Genomic DNA, 15,519 nt, shown 5'->3' on the forward strand with positions numbered 1-15,519 from the left:
ATCGGTTCACAGAGCTGTGTACCGATGCTGATTTTTAACTTGTCCGTGTGAATTCTGTCTTACATTTTGGACAGGTAATGCAGATACGTCCTTTTCCTTTTGGAATACGGATCTTTTGTTTACATGTCGGACAAGTATAAATATGATGTGTTTTCCGCTGCTGCATGTGTGATTTTTCACGCTGGAATCTTGCTAAAAGCTTATTCTTTATCTGTAAGAATCTCATATTTTCCTGATACCGTTTGCTATGGTTCTTTGAGAACACACGGTAATAGGTATAAATGAGTAAAAGCAGTGTCCAGGAATTCAAAACGACGCTATGAAAAAACAAATCTATGGCACAGAAGAAAACAGTCACTCCAAGCAAAAATTTGGAAAATGAATCGATGCCATAGCGTCCCATCATAAAATGTTGTAATTTTTCCTTCATATTGTTCACCTCTGAAAGTATCATAGCATGTTTGGATGGGAAAAAATATGGTTTAAATATAAATAAAAGTTAAAATTTTCTAAAAGGATAGCAAAATAGACTGTGCACGAAGAAAGCTTTATGATATAATAATGAAACACAAGAGGAAAAAATAGAATAAGGAGCAGACATATGAAAAGAGTGTTATTAAAGCTGAGCGGGGAAGCTTTAGCAGGAGATAAAAAGACTGGTTTTGATGAGGCAACTTGTATCGGGGTTGCCAATCAGGTAAAGCAGCTGGTAAACGATGGGATCCAGGTCGCAATCGTGACAGGCGGCGGGAACTTCTGGAGAGGAAGAACAAGTGAGACGATCGACCGCACAAAGGCAGACCAGATTGGAATGCTTGCAACGGTTATGAACTGTATTTACGTATCTGATATTTTCAGACATGTTGGAATGAAGACAGAGATTTTCACACCGTTTACATGCGGCGCATTTACAAGTCTGTTTTCAAAAGACGCAGCAGTTGAGGCGTTAAACAGTGGAAAGGTTATTTTCTTTGCAGGAGGAACAGGACATCCATATTTTTCAACAGATACAGGAGCAGTTCTTCGGGCGATTGAGATTGAGGCGGATGCAATGCTGCTTGCAAAGGCAATTGACGGTATTTACGACAGCGATCCGAAGTTGAACCCGGATGCGAAAAAATATGATGAGATCACAATTCAGGAGACGGTTGACAAACGTCTTGCGGCTGTAGATCTTGCGGCGTCTATTTTATGTATGGAGAATAAGATGCCGATGTTAGTCTTCGGATTGAATGAAGAAAACAGTATTGTTGAGACAATGAAAGGTACATTCACAGGAACAAAAGTGACAGTATAAGAGAGATTTTGGAGGATATGATTATGAACGAAAAATTACAGGTATATGATACAAAGATGCAGAAAACATTACACAGTCTGGATGCAGAGCTTGCAACAATCCGTGCAGGGCGCGCTAACCCACACATTTTAGATAAGCTGACAGTAGATTATTATGGTTCAGCAACACCGATTCAGCAGGTGGCAAATATCTCTGTTCCAGAGGCTCGTATGATTCAGATTCAGCCATGGGAAAAGAGTATGGTAAAAGAGATTGAAAAAGCAATCCTGACATCAGATATCGGAATCAATCCGACAAATGACGGTACAGTAATTCGCCTTGTGTTCCCGGAACTGACAGAAGAACGAAGAAAAGAACTTGTAAAAGATGTTAAGAAAAAAGGTGAGGCAGCAAAAGTTGCAGTCAGAAATATCCGTCGTGATGGAAATGACGCATTTAAGAAGTTAAAAGGAAGCGATGTTTCTGAAGACGAGATCAAAGGATTAGAAGAAGAATTACAAAAATTAACAGATAAATACATCAAAGAAGTAGATAAATCAGTAGAAGCAAAATCAAAAGAAGTTCTTACTGTTTAAGAGATAAGATGAGCAAGAAGATAAGTGAGGAATGCTAAGATGCAGACTTTGCTTATCTTCTTTGACAGTATGCACCAAAAGAAAAGGAGGACGTTGTATGAACGTACCACAGCACGTGGCGATTATTTTAGATGGAAATGGTCGTTGGGCAAAGAAAAAAGGGATGCCAAGAAACTATGGGCATGCACAGGGAAGCAAGAATGTGGAGCGCATCTGTAAAGAGGCATATAAGATGGGAATCAAATATCTGACAGTCTATGCGTTTTCGACGGAGAACTGGAGCAGACCGAAAAGTGAAGTGGATGCATTGATGAAACTTCTCAGAAATTATATGAAGACCTGCCTGAAAACGGCAGAGAAAAACCGTATGAAAGTCCGGGTGATTGGCGACAAGACCGCCCTGGATGATGATATTCGAAAAAGAATCGATGAGCTTGAGGAAGCGTCAAAGAATAATGATGGATTGAATTTTCAAATTGCATTAAATTACGGAAGCCGTGATGAGATGATCCGTGCGATGAAAAGGATGTGTACAGACTGTGAGGACGGACGCTTGCATGCAGACGAAATCAGCGAAACAGTATTTGAACAGTATTTGGATACACATGATATTCCGGATCCGGATCTTCTGATCCGCACAAGTGGGGAACAGCGGTTATCGAACTATTTGTTATGGCAGCTTGCGTACAGTGAATTTTATTTTACAGATGTATTGTGGCCGGATTTTACGAAAGAGGAATTGAAAAAAGCCATTGAGCATTATAATAGTAGAGACAGACGTTTTGGGGGCGTGAAGGAAGGAGAAGAATAGATGTTTAAGACAAGATTACTGAGTGGAATTTTGCTTGTCCTAATCGCATTGGTGACAATCATCAGTGGAGGTGATATCCTGTTCGCAACAGTGCTGCTGATCAGTCTGATTGGAATGAGTGAATTATATAAAGTGCTGAAAGGGCACAACACATTACTTGGTGTGGTAGGTTATGCGGCGTGTATCGTCTATTATGGGATGATCCGTATGGGAAGAGCTGATATGGTGACATTACTTACGATTGCATTTTTAGTTGCCATTATGGCGGTGTATGTATTTTCATATCCGAAGTATCGATCAGAACAGATTATGATTACGTTTTTCGGACTGTTTTATGTGGCAGTGATGTTATCTTATGTTTACCAGACGCGAGAGCTTACACAGGGGGCATATTTAGTGTGGCTCATTATCCTTTGTTCATGGGGATGTGACACTTGTGCTTACTGTGTCGGAATGCTGATTGGAAAGCATAAGATGGCGCCGAAGCTCAGCCCGAAAAAATCTATTGAGGGCGGTATCGGGGGAATTCTCGGGGCAGCACTTTTGGGAGTAATTTATGCACTTGCAATCAATCAGTTTGCATCAGGAGCGGACGCAAATGCGTTAGAATATGCGGTTATTTGCGGTGTTGGCGGAATGATTTCCCAGGTGGGAGATTTGGCTGCATCTGCTATCAAGCGTAACCATGATATTAAAGATTACGGAAAACTGATTCCTGGACACGGTGGAATTTTAGACCGATTTGACAGTGTGATCTTTACAGCACCGATTATTTATTATATGGCGGTCGCATTGATGCGATAAAAGAAAGGATGTTTCATGAAGAAAATAGCAATACTGGGATCTACAGGATCCATAGGAACACAGACGTTAGAAGTTGTCCGAGAAAATAAGGATATAGAGGTACTTGGACTTGCGGCAGGGAATAACATCAAACTTTTGGAGAGACAGATTCGGGAATTTCATCCGAAGATGGCGGCAGTATGGAGCGAGGAACGCGCAAAAGAGCTGCGTGAGAATGTGAAGGATCTGAATATCAAAATTGTGTCAGGCATGGAGGGACTCATTGAACTGTCTGTTATGGAAGAGAGTGAGATCCTTGTGACTGCGATTGTGGGAATGATTGGGATTCGCCCAACAATTGAGGCAATCAAGGCAGGAAAAGACATTGCACTTGCGAACAAAGAGACACTGGTGACAGCGGGACATATCATTATGCCGCTTGCAAAAGAATATCAGGTGGCGATTCTTCCAGTGGACAGTGAACACAGCGCCATTTTTCAGTCTCTTCAGGGGGGACAGGAGAAAGCGCTTCATAAGATTCTACTGACGGCATCGGGCGGACCTTTCCGCCAAAAGACAAGAGAAGAACTTCTCAATATTCAGGTCGAAGATGCACTGAAACACCCCAATTGGGAGATGGGAAGAAAGATTACAATCGATTCTTCTACATTGGTTAACAAAGGTTTGGAAGTCATTGAAGCAAAATGGCTTTTTGATGTGTCACTTGATCAGATTGAGGTCGTTGTGCATCCGCAGAGTATCATTCATTCGATGGTGGAATATGTGGACGGCGCGATCATTGCGCAGCTTGGAACACCGGATATGAAACTGCCGATACAGTATGCATTATATTATCCGGAGAGAAGATTTCTGCCGGGAGACAGATTGGATTTTGCAGCATTGTCAAAGCTGACATTTGAAAAACCGGATATGGAGACGTTCTATGGACTTCGTCTTGCATTTGAAGCGGGAAAAGAGGGAGGGTCACTTCCGACGGTATTCAATGCGGCGAATGAACTTGCAGTTAGTAAGTTTTTGGAGCGAAAGATTAAGTATCTGGAGATACCAGAGATTATCGAGCATTGTATGCAGGCACACAAAACGATAGCAGATCCATCGGTAGATGAGATTTTACAGACGGAACAAGAAGTATATGAACAGATAGAAAGCAGGTGGTGGTAAAATGGGAATTATACTTGCAATATTGGTGTTCGGACTGATTGTGACAATCCATGAACTGGGACATTTTTTGCTGGCGAAAAAGAATGGAATCCATGTGGAGGAGTTTTCTATCGGAATGGGTCCCCGCCTGTTCAGCAAAGTAGCCGGAGATACAAGGTATTCGATCAAACTGCTTCCAATCGGAGGCTCCTGTATGATGGGCGAAGATGATGTGGAGGATATGTCCGAGGGAAGTTTTAACACAAAGCCTGTCTGGGCAAGAATTTCTGTTATTGCAGCCGGACCGATTTTTAATTTTATATTGGCATTTATTTTTGCGGTAATACTGGTTGCGTGGGTTGGCTATGATAAACCGGTGATTTCCGGTGTGACACCAGGATATTCTGCGGAGGTAGAAGGAATGCAGGCTGGAGACCGGATTCTTAAGATGAATGGAAAGAAAATTAATGTTTGGCGTGAGGTGCTTTACTTTAATGTATTCCATCCGGGGGAAACGGTAGACCTCACATATGAGCGAGATGGGGAAAAACATGAGGTGACAATTACGCCTCAAAAAGATGAAAACGGAGCATACAAACTAGGGTTGATGTCTCCTGGCAAGAACGAAGAGGCGAATTTGTTCACGGCGTTGCAGTATGGGGCTTATGAAGTGAAATTTTGGATCTGTACCACTTTAGAAAGTTTGAAGATGCTTGTCACCGGGCAGGTGGGAGTTGATCAGCTATCCGGACCCGTTGGTATCGTTGACATGGTCGGAAATACGTATGAGCAGAGTAAATCATATGGATTATCGGTTGTGATTATAGAATTGATGAATATTGCCATTTTATTATCAGCCAACCTTGGTGTGATGAATCTGATACCATTTCCGGCATTGGATGGCGGAAGACTTGTGTTTTTGTTTATTGAGGCGATACGAGGCAAACGAGTGCCGCCGGATAAAGAAGGTATGGTGCATTTCGCGGGATTGATGCTGTTGTTTGCGCTGATGATATTCGTGATGTTTAACGATATAAAGAGATTATTTTAACAATTGGGGACGTAGTAAAATTGAATTTTACTACGTCCCCAATTGAACATACCCCTGTCCCTAATTGAAGGTGTTGCCTTACACGAGCTCAGCAATTCTGGAGACTCCTACGTAAATTTCGGAGATTTTATACCATGTGCGATAATCGACTGTTCCCGTTTCAGGGAGTCCAAAGACGGATTGGAATTTTCGCACAGAGGCAGCAGTCGCAGGACCATAGATGCCGTCCACAGCAACTTTTGGAATTGCAGGATAGGCACCGGCAATCACATTGAGTTGTTCCTGCATCTGACGAACTTTGTCCCCGGAAGAACCATTGGAAAGGGTATAGCCAGGCCACGAGGAAGGTACGCCGGAAATTTCCTGAGCAGTATTAATGTACATATTGTCACCGTAGTAGTAGCGCAGAATTTCAATAGGTGAGTATCCTTGGTCGCCGAGTGCCTTGGAACCCCACTGTGTCATCCAGTTCGGACATTGGACACGCCTGCCGTCACAGTATTGAGTCAAAATTGGCTGCCTGACATTTGGACGGGACAGATAGCTTGCAAACTGCTCATCTACGATTTCTGAGATTGTATCAAAGACGTTACGTTCCGGGATCCATTTGTGGTCGAAGGCAGTTGAGGAAGTGATTGTAAAATCATATCCTTGATTCCGGTACCATTCAGTATAGACGCGGTTTAGTGTAAATGACATAATCGCGAGCACATTTGCACGGATAGTATCCTGTGGCCATGTGGCATAAATTTCGCTGGACGCCACATTTTTGATATAATCTTTATATTTGACATAGTAGTTTTTTGCAGTGCTGTCTCGCGGAGAGCCGTCGTGAACGACAATGTATTCCGGTACGACAACCCGGCTCAGTACAATTTCGCCGGTTTCCTGCAGAGGCTTGATTTCATCTTCTGGAATTTTAGGTGGATATTCTCCATATAATGTGTGAGCGGGAATAACAAATACATCTTCCGGAGGTTCTGGATCGGTCATCGGGTGCATAGTAATATTCTGGATGGCGGTGACGTCCGGAAGGATTTCTGCCCCGGCAATGCTTAGTGGTTCGAAACCAGGAGCAGACACATTCAGAGTGTATTCGGAATATGGCTGATATTCGATAGTTGGATTTAGGCTGTATTCAAGTGGTGGTGTATCTAATTCCAACACTTCGGTCTGTCCTGAGGAATCGGTTGTCAATTCTTCAATCGGAGATCCTGGAACGCCGGTATAAGTAATGGATATTTTAGCCTCTGAGATTGGATAGGAATTTATGTCGGAGGTGACATTGATCTGAAGTTTTCCTTTATCAGCGTTGTCAATCTGTGCGGTAGTGATACGGTTCATAAAAATACCTCATAGGAAATCTATTACTGTTATGATATTCTGAAAAAAAGGGATTGTGAATAAAAGAGGAGAGAAATATGGCGAGAAAAAAGAAGAGAGGTTGTCTCGGAATGATTTTGGGCATTGGAATGAGTGTAGCGGTCGTTGTTGTTCTGGGGATGGTTGGAACATATGGATTAAAATGGAAAAGAAGCTATGAAAAGCGAAATGAAATTCCGTATCAAAAGGTCAATTTGAAAGAGACGAATCCGGCACAAAAATATTATTATGAATCGTTGTCTGAAAAAGACAAAGTGGTGTATCAGGAAATTTTGCAAGGAGTGTTGGATGGAAACGGGGAAATTTATCTGCACAGTGCAGATGCAAAAAAGAACAATCAGTTGTTTCAATTTGTGCTCAATGATTATCCGGAGATTTTCTGGTGTGACGGAAGAGGGAAGACAACGATTTACCAAAAAGGAACAGAAAGCTATTCTGTTTTAAACCCTGAATATCAGTATGGACAAGAAGAGCGGGAGCGCAAACAAAAAGAGATTGATGCAATAACACAGGAAGTGCTTGATGGAGCGCCGAAGGATGGGGCAGAGTATGAAAAAATTCAATATGTATATGAATATGTGATCAACCATACGGATTACAGGGAAGGAGCCTCAGACAATCAGAATATTTACAGTGTATTGGTTAACGGGGAATCTGTCTGCGCAGGCTATGCGAGAACGACGCAGTATTTATTGGAGCGGTTGAATGTATTTTGCACTTATGTGACAGGGACAGCCAAGCGTCCTGAATCAAGTGAAGAGGTGCCGCATGCGTGGAATTTGGTCTCTTGTGGAGAAGACTATTACTATGTGGATACAACATGGGGAGACCCGGTGTATTTGGAGGAAGTGGACACAAATATTGTTTATGATTACCTCTGTATCTCGGAGGAGGAATTGTTTCAGACCCATAAGCCGGATGATGTGATCGCACTTCCAAAATGCACGGCTAAAGATGCGAATTATTATGTGTTGAATGGGATGTATTATGAGACATATGAAAAAGATACCATTCTTGCAAAGATGAAAGAGAGCATTCAAAATAAGCAAAGCCAGGTCGTTTTTAAATTTGCAAATGAAGCGGTATATGCAGAAGCAAAAGAGCCGATGCTGGAAGAAATGGTGAAAGAGGCCGCGGAGTATTTGGGAAAATTATATCAGTTATCCCGTGTCAAATATTCTTATAAAGATGAAGAAATACTGCATAAAATCAGCATTTTCTGGAGCTATGAATAATCTGTTTTTATGTGTTACAATAGAGAGCGAAGAAGGAGGAGTACCATGTATAAGATATTGATTGTAGAAGATGATATGATGATTGCGAAGACACTGAGCAGTCATTTGGAAAAATGGGACTATGAAGTGCGCTATGTCAAAGATTTTAAAAATGTGATGAATGATTTTTTGGAGTTTGATCCGCAGCTGGTGCTGATGGATATTATATTGCCACTGTTTAATGGGTTTCACTGGTGTACGGAGATACGAAAAATAGCAAAGACACCGATTGTATTTTTGTCGTCGGCATCCGATAATATGAATATTGTGATGGCGATGAATATGGGCGGCGATGATTTTATTGAAAAACCATTCGATCTGAATGTTGTGACAGCCAAAGTGCAGGCAATGCTGCGAAGAGCCTACTCATTTCAGGGAAATTTAAATGTTCTGGAGCATCAGGGACTGTTGCTGAATCTGAATGATGGGATTGTAAGCTATAAAGAAAAAAAGACGGAATTGACTAAAAATGAATTTAAGATTTTGCAGGTTTTGATGGAGCATGCAGGAAAAATTGTGACAAGAGAAGAGTTGATGACGGCACTTTGGGAGAGCGATGCTTTTGTGGATGACAATACACTGACAGTCAATGTCACAAGGCTTAGGCGGAAACTTGCTGAACTTGCTGCTGTAGAGTTTATAAAGACAAAGAAAGGGATTGGATATATTATAGAGACATGAAAGAATTCAGATCATACTGGAAGAAAAATAAAAGATGGATAGGAATTAGCTTTAGTTTCGCTGTGATTTTTACAGTCATTTTAATGTTGTATGATATATCGCCAGACACCGTGTGGTATGCATTTGCACTTTGTTTTAGTGTGGAGGTGATTCTTCTTGCTGTTGATTTTGTGAAATATTATGGAAAATGTAAGCGGATGGAGGAACAGTATCTCAATATCAATATCTGTGTCCCGGAGGATGGAGAACCTGAGGATCTGGTGGAGAGGTATTATCAGGAGATGGTTAATACACTGTTCGAGGGGAAAGCGAAAATAGAGTCTGATAACAATATCGCTAGAAAAGAAATGCTTGATTACTACAGTCTTTGGGTGCATCAGATAAAAACACCGATTGCCGCAATGCGGATTTTACTTCAGGCTGCTGAGGAGATTTCATTTGAAAAACGCACTGAGCTTGAGATGGAGCTATTTAAAATTGAACAGTATGTGGAGATGGCACTGTCTTATATCCGTTTGGGGAATATGGCATCAGACTTAAAGCTGCAGTGGTACTCGATGGATGAGATTATCAAACCTGCAGTAAAAAAATACTCTAAGTTATTTATTCTCAAGAAAATAAAACTGAAATATGAGCCGATTGAGAATAAGATACTGACAGATGAAAAGTGGCTTGGCCTTGTTGTCGAACAGATTTTATCCAACGCACTGAAGTACACGAATGAAGGAACGATTTCTATTTATTTAGAACCAAAGAAAGAGAATGTACTGGTGATAGAAGATACCGGAATTGGTATTTGGCAGGAAGATCTTCCACGTGTGTTTGAAAAAGGATTTACCGGGTATAACGGAAGAACAGATAAGAAATCGACGGGAATCGGCCTATATCTTTGCAAAAGCATCGTCGATAAATTAAATCATAGAATTTATATATCATCGGAAGTGTCAAAAGGAACAAAAATCTTTTTGAATTTGAACCGTGATGATTTTCGATTAGAGTAAAAGGGAGAAGTAAGATGAGTAACATAAGAAAAAAAATAGCGGCTTGTCTGGCAGTAGTACTGGTGTTTTCTGTGACAGGCTGCGAGAACTTGAATAAAACCGTACAAAACGATGGTAAGCAGATTGAAGTGACAAAGCATATTGAGGTTGAGTCAGTACCGGAATATGCGGGAGAACCCTATGTCACGATTCATGATAACAAACCGGATTTTACGGAGGCAGAACTTGATGAAGATGTGTTTGAGTCCTACAGTGAACTGGATGCAAAAGGCAGATGTGGCGTGGCGGAAGCGATGATTGGAAAAGAGTTGATGCCAAATGAGGAAAGAGGAAAAATCGGGCAGATCAAACCATCCGGATGGCATACGGTCAAGTATGATAATGTAGATGGAAAGTATTTGTATAATCGGTGTCATTTGATTGGCTATCAGCTCACTGCGGAAAATGCCAATGAAAAGAATCTCATTACGGGGACAAGATATATGAATGTGGATGGAATGCTTCCATTTGAAAACATGGTGGCAGATTATATAAAAGAGACAGAACATCATGTCCGTTACCGTGTAACACCGATTTATGAGGGGGATAATCTTGTTGCATCCGGCGTGGAAATGGAGGCAGAGTCTGTGGAAGATGAAGGAGAAGGACTTTCTTTTCATGTGTATGTGTACAACGTACAGCCTGGGATTGAGATTGATTATGCAACCGGAGACAGCCATGAAACAGATACAGAACAAACAAATCAGGCTTCAGATAATCAGGTAGAGAGTTACGTTTTGAACACGAACAATAAGAAGTTCCACAAACCAACCTGTTCAAGCGTCAAAGATATGAAGGGAAAAAATAAAGAGACCTATGAGGGAACCAGAGAAGAATTGATTCAAAAGGGATATGAACCATGTGGCAGATGTAAGCCATAAAAAAGCAAATCAAACCAGTCATTTTGAACCTTACAAAAGTGTAAGATTGGATTGCAAAATTGTCACCTGAAATTATGGCAGGGAAAAATCTTTTCTTATACAATAAAGGAGCATTCAAGAAAGAGACAAAGTAGAAAGGTGGAAATGATATGGCATTATTAGAAGTAAAAAATGTAAAAAAAATATATACGACCCGTTTTGGAGGGAACCAGGTGCAGGCGCTCGCGGATGTGAATTTTTCGGTGGAGCCGAGAGAGTACGTGGCAATCATGGGAGAATCTGGTTCTGGGAAAACAACTCTTTTGAACATTTTGGCTGCGTTGGATAAACCGACAGGAGGAAAGGTTCTCTTAAAGGGAAGGGACTTAACTACGATCAAAGAACGTGAGATGGCTGCATTCAGAAGACAGAATTTGGGCTTTGTATTTCAGGATTTTAACTTATTGGATACGTTTTCTTTGAGAGACAATATTTTCCTTCCGCTTGTATTGGCAGGGAAAAAATATCCGGAGATGGAAAGCAGACTTCGCCCGATTGCAGAGCAGCTTGGCATCACACATTTGTTGAACAAATATCCATATGAGGTGTCCGGGGGACAGAAGCAGAGGGCAGCAGTTGCAAGAGCGTTGATCACAAAACCACAGTTGATTTTGGCAGATGAGCCGACAGGAGCTTTAGATTCGAAGGCATCGGAAGAACTTTTGAGATTGTTTAACACAATCAATACAGATGGGCAGACGATCTTGATGGTTACACATAGTGTAAAAGCGGCAAGAACGGCAAACAGAATACTATTTATCAAAGATGGAGAAGTGTTCCACCAGTTATATCGCGGAAACCTTTCCAATGAAGAACTTTATCAGAAAATTTCTGATACGTTGACGGTGTTGACAACAGGGGGTGACGGCATTGAGTAGTTCAATTTATGGAAAACTGGCAGTCACAAATTTAAAGAAAAACCGGAAAAGTTATGTGCCGTATATATTTACCTGTGTGGTCACGATTGCAATGTTCTATATCATGCATTCTCTTGTATATAATGAAGGAATCCGGCAGATGCCGGGGTCAGACAGCTTAATGATTATTCTTTCATATGGAACATGTGTAGTTGGAATCTTTGCAGTGATCTTTCTGTTTTACACGAATAGTTTTTTGATGAAACAGCGAAAAAAAGAAATCGGACTTTACAATGTGTTGGGTCTTGGAAAGAGCCACATCGCCAAAATGCTTATATGTGAGACACTGATTGTGGTTGCGATCAGTCTGATTCTTGGACTTGGCGGAGGGATTCTCCTCAACAAACTGATTTTTTTGTTTTTGCTCAAAATGTTACATTTTGACGTAGCGCTGAAGTTTTCAATAGAAATAAAAGCAATTAGCGGGACATTATTTTTGTTTAGTGGGATCTTTGCGGCGAATCTGCTCTTTAATTTGATCCAGATCAAACTTGCCAATCCGATTGAATTGCTCCATGGTGGAAAACAGGGCGAGAAAGAACCAAAAACAAAAGTCATTATGACTATTATCGGCGTGGCTGCACTGGGAGGCGGATATTATATCGCACAGACAACGGAATCACCGCTTACAGCAATGGGTCTGTTTTTTGTCGCCGTGATACTTGTTATCATCGGAACATACGCACTTTTTACAGCAGGAAGTATTGCTTTATTGAAACTGTTAAAGAAAAATAAAAAATTTTACTACAATACGAAACATTTTACATCTGTTTCAGGAATGTTATATCGTATGAAACAAAATGCGGTGGGACTTGCCAACATTTGTATTTTGAGTACGATGGTGCTTGTTATGGTCTCCACAACAGTGGCATTGTATGTTGGGATGGAGGATATATTAAAGACAAGATTTCCGCATGATGTGACAATTTCCGGAACGGAGTTGTCGGAGGAAGAAAAAGCATCCATTGATCAGACCATCACAGATATAGTAGAAAAATATGGGCTTACTTACCGGAATGATGAGCAGTATGAGGCGACACCATTTGCGGTCAACCGAGTACAAAATAAGTTTATCTTGTCTAAAGATGATATGACTTCTGTCAAAGAAGGGTCTTATGGAAGCATGTATTTGATGACTCAGGACACTTATAATAAACTGGAACACAAAAATGTTGAGCTATCTGAAAATGAAGTGCTTTTATACTCAACGAAAAGTAAGAGCAAACCGTCCGAGATCGAGATAGATGGAACCACATATCAAGTCAGAAAAAACCTGAAAGATATGAAGGTGGATAAAGAAACATATATGATGATTGATATCTATTATTTGATAGTACCAAACCAGTCGATAATCGATCATCTCTCAGAAACTTACGCAGACAATATGGGAAATCGTTATTATCGAAATATTGATTTTCGTGAGAGTGTGAAAGACCAGCTTCCGGCATTGGAAGAGATTCGTAATTCATTGGGAAAAATCGATGCATTATCCCCGGTAGAATGCAGGGAATTAGAGCGCGACATGATGTATTCATTTTATGGATCTTTCTTATTCCTTGGCATCTTTTTAGGAGCACTGTTCCTGATGGCGATGGTACTGATTATCTACTACAAACAGATTTCAGAAGGATATGACGATAAAGAGCGATTTGCGATCATGCAGAAAGTCGGTATGAGCAGACGTGAGGTAAAACAGTCGATCCGAAGTCAGGTAATGATCGTATTCTTCCTTCCGCTTGTAGTTGCGGTTGTGCATATAGCGGTGGCGTTTAAAGTAATCACAAAACTTCTTTCACTGATGAATTTGACAAATGTGTCATTGTTTATGACATCCACGATTATTACAGTGATTGTGTTTGCAGTATTTTATGCGATTGTATTTGCGATTACCGCAAAAGAATATTACCGGATTGTAAAATAAATATTGTGAAAAGGCGCAGTGAAATGAAAGAGGTTTTGCTGCGTCTTCTCTGCGCAAAGACATTGTCAAATTGGCTGGAGGGTGCTATGATAGCAAGTAGTGAAATGAAATGGAGGGAACAGTTATGACGACAAAAGAGGAAAGAATTGTAGAACGAATTGAAGGTGCAAGCGGTGGAAAAGGTATTCTCAGAAAAGAAGTTCTCATTGACAAGGAACAGATGGGAGAACACTGTGGATTGTTCGGAGAGGTGACGCTGGAACCAGGAGCGGTACTTGGATATCATGAGCATCATGGAGAGACTGAGACATATTATATCCTTTCCGGAAACGGGGTGTATGTAGACAATGGAGAAGAGATTCCGGCGAAAGAAGGAGATGTATTTTTCTGTAAAGATGGTGATGGACATGGATTGAAAAATACAGGGGAAAGAGATTTGGTGTTTGTTGCACTGATCTTAAAAAAATAGGAGAAAAGACCGGATACGCAGCCGTTTTATAACGAGATGCACATATCCGGCCTTTTTGTATTACTTAGTTTTCCGAAAAAAATGTCTTGAGTGCATGCAGCAGTCGTGTATTCTCTTCAGGACTCATGATACAGAAGCGGATAAATTCGCCATCTAACTGTTGGAAAGAAGAACAATCTCGAATCATTAATTTTTGACGGATCAGATTGTCGAACACATCAAATGAAGTTACGCCTTCCTTTAAAATCTGCACCAGAACAAAATTTGCCGAAGGTTTGAATGCTTTCAGTTCTGGTATCGTCTGCAAGGTTTCATATATTCTTGTCCGTTCTGTTTCGATTAATTGTCTTGTCTTTTGAATATAGTCGGTGTCTTGTAAGAACAATTCTCCCGCGAATGCCCCGATGCTGTTTAACGACCACGGATTCTGATACTCTTTCAGAATGTTGCGAAAATCTTCATTGCTTGTCATGCCATATCCAAGTCTTAAGCCCGGTGCCGCAAAGAACTTGGACACACCTCTTAATACCATCAGGTTATCGTAATCAGGGACAAGGCAGACAGCGCTGAGCGCTGGAATGGAGGAGGCAAATTCAATATAAGTTTCATCGATCATCACAAAGATATCCAACTTCTGACAGGTCTGAACGATAGTTTTCAAATCTGACACAGAGATTGCAGAAGAAGTAGGGTTATTGGGGTTGCATATGATCAGCAGATCAATAGTATGATTGAGATTTTGACAAAAATCTGATACATCCAATTGAAAATCCTTTGCAGCAGAGAGCGTATAATAGGAAAGCTTGCCGCCGCAAAGAGAGAGCTCTCGTTCGTATTCCGAATAGGTTGGACCGAGCAGCAACGCGCTTTTAGGTGTGCGATGTTGAATCAAAAGAGAAATCAATTCGGTGGAGCCATTTCCGACTACGATATAGTTCGGATCGATGTCACAGTATTGCCCGATTGCCTGACGAAGAGAACTGTACTTCCTGTCAGGGTAAGCGGTGATGATATCAAGGTGCTCGGAAAGTTGTTTTTTTACTTGTGCGGACAATCCAAGCGGATTGACATTAGCACCAAAACAGACAATCTCTTCTTTTGGTATATGGTAAATTTTTTCTATTTCTTCTAGATCACTTCCGTGAAATTGTGCATGTTTCTTCATAAAACCCTCCTTTATATTCGCTTGCCAGAAATAGTAGAATGATGCTATAATTTATTATAATGATATTTGGA

Annotated in this window: 16 protein-coding genes; 13 read left to right on the forward strand and 3 right to left on the reverse strand. The window is 40.9% G+C overall.

The window, feature by feature from the left end:
* Positions 1–34: 34 nt before the first annotated feature.
* On the reverse strand, positions 35–430 hold the full coding sequence (locus AC6I5B_RS07460; RefSeq protein WP_004613965.1) for a hypothetical protein: 396 nt from the start codon (positions 428–430) through the stop codon (positions 35–37).
* A 171-nt stretch (positions 431–601) separates the two neighbouring features.
* On the opposite strand from AC6I5B_RS07460, the gene pyrH reads away from it, so the two are divergent.
* The 6 genes from pyrH (at position 602) to rseP (ending at position 5,678) form a co-directional block, all read left to right on the forward strand.
* Positions 602–1,297 carry a UMP kinase gene (gene pyrH, locus AC6I5B_RS07465; protein WP_004613964.1) on the forward strand — a complete coding sequence of 232 codons (696 nt, stop codon included), beginning with the start codon at positions 602–604 and terminating at the stop codon, positions 1,295–1,297.
* 23 nt (positions 1,298–1,320) lie between these two features.
* Complete coding sequence (frr, locus tag AC6I5B_RS07470; protein ID WP_022250887.1) at positions 1,321–1,872, forward strand: ribosome recycling factor; 552 nt, start codon at positions 1,321–1,323, stop codon at positions 1,870–1,872.
* A gap of 97 nt (positions 1,873–1,969) precedes the next feature.
* Positions 1,970–2,683, forward strand: a complete 714-nt coding sequence (gene uppS / locus AC6I5B_RS07475; protein ID WP_004613962.1) for an undecaprenyl pyrophosphate synthase — start codon at positions 1,970–1,972, stop codon at positions 2,681–2,683.
* Positions 2,684–3,487: a phosphatidate cytidylyltransferase gene (locus tag AC6I5B_RS07480; RefSeq protein ID WP_497773718.1), complete on the forward strand. Its 804-nt coding sequence runs from the start codon at positions 2,684–2,686 to the stop codon at positions 3,485–3,487.
* 15 nt (positions 3,488–3,502) lie between these two features.
* Positions 3,503–4,648 carry a 1-deoxy-D-xylulose-5-phosphate reductoisomerase gene (dxr, locus tag AC6I5B_RS07485; RefSeq protein WP_004613960.1) on the forward strand — a complete coding sequence of 382 codons (1,146 nt, stop codon included), beginning with the start codon at positions 3,503–3,505 and terminating at the stop codon, positions 4,646–4,648.
* Between the two features lies 1 nt (position 4,649).
* Entirely contained in the window at positions 4,650–5,678 is a 1,029-nt protein-coding gene (gene rseP / locus AC6I5B_RS07490; protein ID WP_004613959.1) for an RIP metalloprotease RseP, read from the forward strand.
* Between the two features lie 78 nt (positions 5,679–5,756).
* Here rseP and AC6I5B_RS07495 read toward each other — a convergent pair whose 3' ends face one another.
* On the reverse strand, positions 5,757–7,022 hold the full coding sequence (locus tag AC6I5B_RS07495) for a peptidoglycan-binding protein (protein ID WP_004613958.1): 1,266 nt from the start codon (positions 7,020–7,022) through the stop codon (positions 5,757–5,759).
* A gap of 77 nt (positions 7,023–7,099) precedes the next feature.
* On the opposite strand from AC6I5B_RS07495, the gene AC6I5B_RS07500 reads away from it, so the two are divergent.
* The 7 genes from AC6I5B_RS07500 (at position 7,100) to AC6I5B_RS07530 (ending at position 14,283) form a co-directional block, all read left to right on the forward strand.
* Positions 7,100–8,296 carry a transglutaminase domain-containing protein gene (locus AC6I5B_RS07500; protein WP_004613957.1) on the forward strand — a complete coding sequence of 399 codons (1,197 nt, stop codon included), beginning with the start codon at positions 7,100–7,102 and terminating at the stop codon, positions 8,294–8,296.
* A gap of 45 nt (positions 8,297–8,341) precedes the next feature.
* On the forward strand, positions 8,342–9,016 hold the full coding sequence (locus AC6I5B_RS07505) for a response regulator transcription factor (protein ID WP_004613956.1): 675 nt from the start codon (positions 8,342–8,344) through the stop codon (positions 9,014–9,016).
* Positions 9,013–10,017, forward strand: a complete 1,005-nt coding sequence (locus AC6I5B_RS07510; RefSeq protein ID WP_497773719.1) for a sensor histidine kinase — start codon at positions 9,013–9,015, stop codon at positions 10,015–10,017. The genes AC6I5B_RS07505 and AC6I5B_RS07510 overlap by 4 nt, the downstream gene beginning before the upstream one ends.
* Before the next feature lie 14 nt (positions 10,018–10,031).
* Positions 10,032–10,937 carry a DNA/RNA non-specific endonuclease gene (locus tag AC6I5B_RS07515; RefSeq protein WP_071144276.1) on the forward strand — a complete coding sequence of 302 codons (906 nt, stop codon included), beginning with the start codon at positions 10,032–10,034 and terminating at the stop codon, positions 10,935–10,937.
* Between the two features lie 149 nt (positions 10,938–11,086).
* The gene (locus AC6I5B_RS07520) at positions 11,087–11,854 is read left to right on the forward strand and encodes an ABC transporter ATP-binding protein (protein WP_497773720.1); all 768 of its coding nucleotides are present in this window, start codon (positions 11,087–11,089) and stop codon (positions 11,852–11,854) included.
* Positions 11,838–13,814, forward strand: a complete 1,977-nt coding sequence (locus AC6I5B_RS07525; protein ID WP_497773721.1) for an FtsX-like permease family protein — start codon at positions 11,838–11,840, stop codon at positions 13,812–13,814. Before AC6I5B_RS07520 ends, AC6I5B_RS07525 begins: the two co-directional genes overlap by 17 nt.
* 124 nt (positions 13,815–13,938) lie before the next feature.
* Positions 13,939–14,283 (forward strand): cupin domain-containing protein, encoded by a 345-nt coding sequence (locus AC6I5B_RS07530; RefSeq protein WP_022250894.1) that lies wholly within the window; start codon positions 13,939–13,941, stop codon positions 14,281–14,283.
* A gap of 64 nt (positions 14,284–14,347) precedes the next feature.
* On the opposite strand, the gene AC6I5B_RS07535 is transcribed toward AC6I5B_RS07530, so the two are convergent.
* Positions 14,348–15,448: a pyridoxal phosphate-dependent aminotransferase gene (locus AC6I5B_RS07535; RefSeq protein ID WP_497773722.1), complete on the reverse strand. Its 1,101-nt coding sequence runs from the start codon at positions 15,446–15,448 to the stop codon at positions 14,348–14,350.
* Positions 15,449–15,519: the final 71 nt, after the last annotated feature.

The organism is Faecalimonas nexilis (assembly GCF_059731825.1).